This window comes from Legionella sp. km772 (genome assembly GCF_003989735.1).
Taxonomy (GTDB): Bacteria; Pseudomonadota; Gammaproteobacteria; order Legionellales; family Legionellaceae; genus Legionella.
Genome location: NZ_RZGQ01000024.1, coordinates 21433 through 28627 on the forward strand (window position 1 = coordinate 21433; position 7195 = coordinate 28627).

Sequence of the window (7195 nt, forward strand, 5' to 3'; positions counted from 1 at the left end):
CTTCACGACGAGCGGCTTCAAGATTACCAGAGGCAATTCAATAATATAGGCTGCATGAAGCGATTTTATGAGTATAAGAAAAACACTGAAAAGAGATATAACTACCAATAATAGGTGGGTAAGACCAAGAGTAAGATCCTGCTGAATTCACTCATCACTAAGCCCTTACTCTCCTTCAATATCATCAAAGCGAAGCAGATCTTAGCAGCAGTAGTTAGCTAGAAAAAATTGTACAGTTGCCATGGCGCCTGCTTGCACCACGGCAAATTTCATTGTACCGCTTAGAAATATACCCCTATTTGTGCTGATACCGTATCAGAACCCTTTCCAGTACCAACCGTAGGCAGGTTAGCAGGAAGGGTTGGTATGGCGGAATTGGCGCCATTAGCAAATTGACTGGGTGCATAATCTATATCGTGGCGGTATTCAATACTCTCAACAGTATCTTTCCAAATTGAAATATTAAATACGCCAATGAAACGCTGCAGCGGTAAGTTTAGTGCTAATGCATCGTGGGTCCATTGATAGCCTATACCTACCGAGGAGGGGCGGTCAAAGGCTTTGAACGTCATGTTAGCTTCCAACTGGCCTGATTGTGGCTTTGCTCCCCGGCCATTCATGCTCAAATCCACTGCTCTAAATGGTTCGGTGGCGGTAAGCCATTCAGCTGCGAAGTTATAGCGATCGATCCCGATATTGCCATGAATGTCGAGCGCCGGTGTTTTACGTACCCATTCATTACCATTGGTATAGGAACCAAAACCGCCAAAGGTAGTTCCCGGGGTGGAAGCAGTAATCTGCATACCGGCCGCATCGTCGATGGAGCTAATGTAGCTCGCCCCAACTTCGCCATTAATATCATCTTTAGCAAAAACGTAACCTAGGTTTAAGCCACCTACTCCAGATTTTCCTAGCGTGGTATCGCTTTTATAACCATATACTGCCGCAAAGGGTCCAGAATCTTCCTGGGATTTATAACCAAAAATGAAGGGTCTGGATTTAGTTCGCGCCATGTTCATCGTTAAGGGAGCACTAATCATAGCGCTCGAGTAACGACCAAAGGGTACGTATAATTGTCCGGCGGTAAAATACAAGGGAGTTTTATCTAAATTCCCAATATTCACAAAGCCCATATTGAGGTTGAATGCCGAATTGTTAATTCTTGGGCCAACGGAGGGCGGACTTTCATCGTAAGCAATAGCAATGTATGCTTCTACGTTTTGGTTTAAAGCTGCCGCGAAATCAATTTCACTAGAGCCTAAAGTTAGATCCCCATCGGTTCGTCCTACATAGGGACGGTTCACTACAGCCTGGGGCTCAGCCTTACCACTGATCGCAATAATAGGCATTTCCGGCATAGGATAGCCAATACGTTTATACGCTCGATACAAACGTCGTCTTTGCTGCATTAAGCGAATATCGCGGTTGATACTTGAGATATTTACAATGTAGTCGGAACCATCAAAGGCCGGTCGATCTCCAAGGAAGGGAGAGCTAATTACGGGCGTTCCTGCAATGTAGGTAACGACATGATTATCTGCAACCAGCGCAGTTGGATAAAAACCAATCGATTCGGGGTGAGCTTCTGGGGCATGTACCGTTAGATTGGTAGAGTGGAAGCTTTCAGCTTTACTTTTCGGCTTAGTCGGCACTCGTGGGCTTGCTGGTGTTGGGCTTGCATTAGCAGCTGGTTCTTCGTTCTTAGTTTGCGCATTTAACTTGCTTTGCATTTGGGCAAGTTGCGCTTGTAAGGCTTGAGTTTGCTTTTGCAATAATTTAATTTGTTGTTGTAACTGTGGATCTTGTTCCGCATAGAGTGGTGATGAGAAACAAACTATTGCCAATAAAATTTTTTTTAACTTCATGCGGATACCCCCCTGCTTATTATTTTTACTTCCTGACTTAACGAAGCAAGGATTATAGCCTGACAAATATATGCTGACTAGGACTAATATGCAAAAAAAGTTCATCATGTCAAATGGGTCGTCAATTAACCTGTTGACCGCCTAAAACGACTAGTTTTTTGCAGTGTTTTGGATATGAGACTTTATGGGGAGGGAAGAAGAGAAAGGACAGCAGAAAAAAAAAGCCCATCCGTAGATGGGCTTTTCATATTATCTTAGTTAGCTAAGATTATACGTTACCAACATACTTCAGACCGAAATATGGGCCAGTGAAAGCAACGTTGCCTTCATGAATAACAGGAGTAACACCTGCTACAGTAGAAGGATGAGTGCTGTGGTGAACGTTTAAGTAATCAACCCACATGTAACCAGCATCAAGAGTTAAATCACCTTGAGCCATTGCATAAGTGTAGTTAGCACCTAACTTAGCTTCGAATTGTGGAACAACAGCTGTTCTAGAACCAGAGTAGTATGTACCACCACCAGCTACAAGAACTGCATCGCTGAAGCTGCTTGTGCCAACTAATAGAGCTGCAGCACCTTTACCATAAACACCAAAGCCGTTACCAAAGCCATAGTTCATGTCTAAACCAGCACGTGGACCGAAACCGTTGAACTCATTGTTCCAACCAGCTGTAGTAGTGCCAGAACCGTTAGCAACTAATACGAAAGGATTAGCTTTAGAGTTTAAACGAGAGTATTGAACACCACCGTGGAAACGCATTCTGTTAGTAGCGCTGAAATCAACAGTTTGACCTAATTCAACGTTAACTTCATCCCAAGTACCTTCGAAATGGCTGTAATCGCTTACAGTTGGGAAGTAGAAGTTTACGTCGTGATCTAAGTGATTCCAGTTAACGTTGATGTCGTTACCTGTACCGTAATGGTAGCCAGCTTCTAAAGCAAAGCCCCAATCCCAGTCATCATTAAACGTGTTGAACACGCCATTAGCTGGAGTAGCGAAATAACCGAAAGGACCGCTAGCAACTGGTTGAAGATATAGTGCATAACCACCAATTTCCCAAGCAGTTCTTTCGCAAGGTACTGTAACATTACCTGGGGTGCAAACTGGTCCCATAGTACCAGCGAATACTGCACTGCTACCTAAAGCAAGAACAGCTACCGCTGTTTTTTTCAAATTTAACATGCTTATCTCCACTTTTTTTATTATTAATTTCCGTTTGTTACCAATTTAAAAATATCAGCAACAGTACGTGTTTTCGCTCTAATCGAGAACGTACCTGGATGAATTATCCAGCTGGACTTTAATAAAGTCAACAGTATTACTGAAATTTCTTAAAAAGTTCCCCTATTATACATTACCTACATACTTCAAACCAACGTATGGCCCAGAAGCCGCAAAGCTGCCATCACTCACCACACCCACTGTTGCAAGAGAGCTTGTAACAGTATTATGATGAACGTTTAGGTAGTCAAACCACATATATCCCGCATCAAGAGTTAAGTCCCCTTGCGCAAGGGCATAACTGTAATTTGCCCCTAATTTAGCTTCAAACTCAGGAACAACAGCGGTTCTAGAGCCTGAAAGTGTACCGACGCTCACTAAGTCAGAAAAACTACTGGTACCCACTAGTAATGCTGCAGCACCCTTTGCATAGATGCCAAAGCCACTACCCAAATTGTAAGACATATCTAAACCAGCCCGTGGACCAAAACCATTATAATCGGAATTAAAACCGGTAAATTCTATACCGCGGTTAATCCCAGAGTTTATTCTTGAGTACTGTACGCCGCCATGAAAGCGCATGGTATTGGTAGTGCTGAAATCAACACGCTGACCTAACTCGACATTAACTTCATCCCAAGTAGTTTCATAATGTCGAATGTCTGCTAAGGTAACAAAATGATCAGAGCTAAAATCAACATGATTCCAATTCACATTAACATCATTGCCTGTTCCATAGTGATACGCAGCTTCCAAGGCAAAACCCCAGTCCCAACCTGCATCAACAGCATTAAAACTACTACCGAAATTGCCTAAGTAGGCAAAGGGTCCTGAAGTATGCACTGGCTGTAAATAAAGTGCATATCCACCTAGTTCCCACGCAGTTTTTTCACAAGGAACAGTAACATTACCAGGGGCGCAAACTGGTCCCATAGTACCAGCAAACACTGCACTGCTTCCTAAAGCAAGAACAGCCAGGGCTGTTTTTTTCAAATTTAGCATGCATTGCCTCCACTAGAATATTAACTGAGTACTCGTCATGAATAACTCATTGACAAATCATTACCTTACATGTCCTGCAAACAAGAAACATGCAATGATATGAGTATTTGCACTGAATTTTAATAAGTCAAGGAATTCTAATAAAAAAAATGAATATTTTCAAAAAGATACCTTCAATTTAACCAAGGGATCTATTTTCTGAGCACATTGACAACTACGCGTCTGTTTGCAGCGCGGCCTTCATCTGTATCATTTCGGGCTACCGGTTGTTGGGCACCTACCCAAGTAACATAGAGTTTTTTCTTAGGCAATCCTTGCGAAAGCAAGTAATGGCTCACCTCTTCGGCACGATATTCTGATATCGCATTATTATACCCTTTACGCCCACTATCATCAGCATAACCAACCACCCGGACCACTTCGACTTGGCTGTCCGCAGCAACATAGCGGACTATTTTTTGAAGCTGGACTTTATCCTCATCAGTGATCATTCGGCTATCGGAAGCAAAATGCAGAATACTTTCTTTGATATCATTGTAATTAAAAGGTAATAAATTACTGATGCAATGTTGGTATTTAGAATAGACTTTTTGGAACCGGATCGGTGATAAAATAACCGTTGTAGTAAAACCTTGTTCATTGCGGTAGTTAAAATTAGCTTGGTAGCCTTGCAATAAAAAAGAAAGCAATTTCAAAGTGGGATCGCGGGGTAAAAATATGCCGTATTCTCCGGGTTTAATAAAGGATTTAGCGACCAGGTAATTTCGCCCCGCTTTCCAAACAGGCGGGCTGGCCAAGACTAAAGCAGGTAAGGTCCGTTGGACCTGATCCCAAGTGCGCAAGATAAAATGAGGATTCTTGGTGGCATACTGCTCAAAATAACCTACTCCATAATTGGGAATTGCCAGGGATAAACCACAGCGCAATGGATTTCCAGACATTCGCCATTCTTCGTCGCCCATTGGACTAGCAAAATCAAGATGAGTTATATCCGCAAATCCTAAAGAGGAAACTAGGCAAGATGCGTATACCCCGGTTTTAAGCCATTGTACCCACCTGTAATTATTTGCCATCGCTACTCATCCTAAGTCGGCTATTCGTGTTATTCTTGGCTATCGGCAAAGCAACTATATTCTTTATATGCAAACCTTAATCCTTAATCGCCCTGATGATTGGCATGTCCATTTTCGTGATAATGAACTCCTACAACACACCGTACCGGCAACAGCAGCTCATTTCGCACGGGCATTAGTGATGCCTAATTTAAAACCTGCCTTAACGACTGTTGAATCCATCAATAATTATCGAGAAAGAATTAGTGCTACTACTTCTAAAGATAGTACATTTATTCCCTATATGACGTTTTATTTAAATGAATCGGTTCAAGCAGCCGAGTTAGAAAGGGCAGCCCAAATTCCCTACATTTTAGGAGCAAAGCTTTATCCGGCTGGCGCAACTACGAATTCTGAGGCCGGAGCAAAAACCTTAACCGCTCTCTATCCGCTATTAGCCTTAATGCAGGAACAAAATTTGGTTTTACAAATTCATGGGGAAGTAACCCATAGCGATATTTTTGAACGGGAAGCTTTATTTATTGAAGAATATTTAAAACCTATAGTTAAAAATTTCCCCCACTTAAGAATCGTACTCGAACATATCTCGACTAAAGCTGCGGTAGACTTTGTGCGTGAGGCCCCTCCAACCGTAGGAGCAACCATTACCATTCACCACCTATTATATAATCGTAATCATTTATTGGCTGGTGGCATTAAGCCTCATTTCTACTGCCTACCCATTTTAAAACATGAGCAGGATCAAAAAGCCTTACAGCAAGCTGCTATTAGTGGAAATCCTAAATTTTTTGCCGGCACCGATAGTGCACCGCATGCAGTGCATACCAAAGAACATGCTTGTGGCTGCGCCGGTATTTATTCCGCGCCTTTTGCTTTAGCCTTTTATACGCAAGTCTTTGCCCGCTTAAATAAATTAGCACTCTTGAATCCTTTTATGAGCCACTATGGTGCTGAGTTCTACCAATTACCAATTAATAAAGAGCAGATAGAATTAGTGCAAAAGCCGCAAAAAATTCCTTTATCCATGCCTTTAGGCGCCCACAGCGTAGTACCCATGGGCGCTGGAGAAGAAGTAGAGTGGAGGGTTAGTGATGAAAACGCGTAAAACTATTCTTAGCACCAATATTAAAGATCGTTTTCGTGGTTTTTTACCTGTAATCGTTGATATAGAAACGGCCGGTATTGACCCCCAAAAAAATGCTCTTTTAGAGATATGTATCGTGTTTCTCAGTATGAATGAGCACGGTTTCCTGCAAAGGAAAGAAAGTCATTTTGAACACATCATTCCTTTTCCAGGATCCGAATTAGATCAAAAATCACTCGATTTTATCCACGTCGATCCTTTTCAACCCTTACGTTTCGCCATAGAAGAACATCAAGCCTTAGAGCATTTATTTCAATTAATACATAAAGAGCTTAAAAAAACCCACTGTCAACGAGCTGTTTTAGTGGGGCACAACGCTTGGTTTGATTTATTATTCTTAAAAGAAGCAGTCAAAAGAACCGGGTTACATTTCCCCTTCCATGCCTTTACTTGTTTTGATACCGCAACCTTAGGCGGTTTCATCTATGGACAAACTGTTCTGGCAAAAGCCGCCCATGCAGCTGGTTTAGGCTTCGATCCCAATGAGGCCCATTCAGCAATTTATGATGCGGAAATAACTGCAGATCTTTTTTGTATCATGGCTAATCAATGGCGTGAAATGATTAGCTAACTTTTGGGTATTAAATAAGTGGGAGAGACCTGCCGACTTTAAGTCCGACAGGTCGCGATGTCTACATTAGGGCGGGCTTCTCGATTAATTTATCCCTTAGTTCATCCCGCTCTTCTTTAGGTTTTTTTACGGCCATGAAACCATAATAATTAGTGGCGGCTAGAACAACATCTTTATTGTTACACCTCTTTTTCTCACTAACTCATGTTACGCACATAAACTTGTAGTTTGACTAAAAAGCATTAGAATTCCGCCCTTAATTTTAGGGAGGGAATTAAATGGATATGCTTGATCTTTATAGTGATTATTTGATTT

The 7195-nt window shown here is 41.9% G+C and carries 6 protein-coding genes; 2 read left to right on the top strand and 4 right to left on the bottom strand.

Annotation, left to right across the window (positions count from 1 at the left end):
• Positions 1–281 precede the first annotated feature (281 nt).
• The 4 genes from ELY15_RS04700 to ELY15_RS04715 form a co-directional block, all read right to left on the bottom strand.
• Entirely contained in the window at positions 282–1865 is a 1584-nt protein-coding gene (locus tag ELY15_RS04700; RefSeq protein WP_127098496.1) for an LbtU family siderophore porin, read from the bottom strand.
• Positions 1866–2133: 268 nt separating this feature from the next.
• Positions 2134–3051, bottom strand: coding sequence for an Lpg1974 family pore-forming outer membrane protein (locus ELY15_RS04705; RefSeq protein WP_127098497.1), 918 nt, complete (start codon positions 3049–3051; stop codon positions 2134–2136).
• A gap of 165 nt (positions 3052–3216) precedes the next feature.
• Positions 3217–4092 carry an Lpg1974 family pore-forming outer membrane protein gene (locus ELY15_RS04710; protein ID WP_127098498.1) on the bottom strand — a complete coding sequence of 292 codons (876 nt, stop codon included), beginning with the start codon at positions 4090–4092 and terminating at the stop codon, positions 3217–3219.
• Between the two features lie 191 nt (positions 4093–4283).
• On the bottom strand, positions 4284–5165 hold the full coding sequence (locus tag ELY15_RS04715; protein WP_127098499.1) for an OmpA family protein: 882 nt from the start codon (positions 5163–5165) through the stop codon (positions 4284–4286).
• A gap of 67 nt (positions 5166–5232) precedes the next feature.
• On the opposite strand from ELY15_RS04715, the gene pyrC reads away from it, so the two are divergent.
• Together pyrC and rnt are read left to right on the top strand one after the other, a co-directional pair.
• Positions 5233–6270: a dihydroorotase gene (pyrC, locus tag ELY15_RS04720; RefSeq protein WP_127098500.1), complete on the top strand. Its 1038-nt coding sequence runs from the start codon at positions 5233–5235 to the stop codon at positions 6268–6270.
• On the top strand, positions 6257–6880 hold the full coding sequence (rnt, locus tag ELY15_RS04725) for a ribonuclease T (RefSeq protein ID WP_127098505.1): 624 nt from the start codon (positions 6257–6259) through the stop codon (positions 6878–6880). Before pyrC ends, rnt begins: the two co-directional genes overlap by 14 nt.
• The last annotated feature ends 315 nt before the right edge of the window (positions 6881–7195 follow it).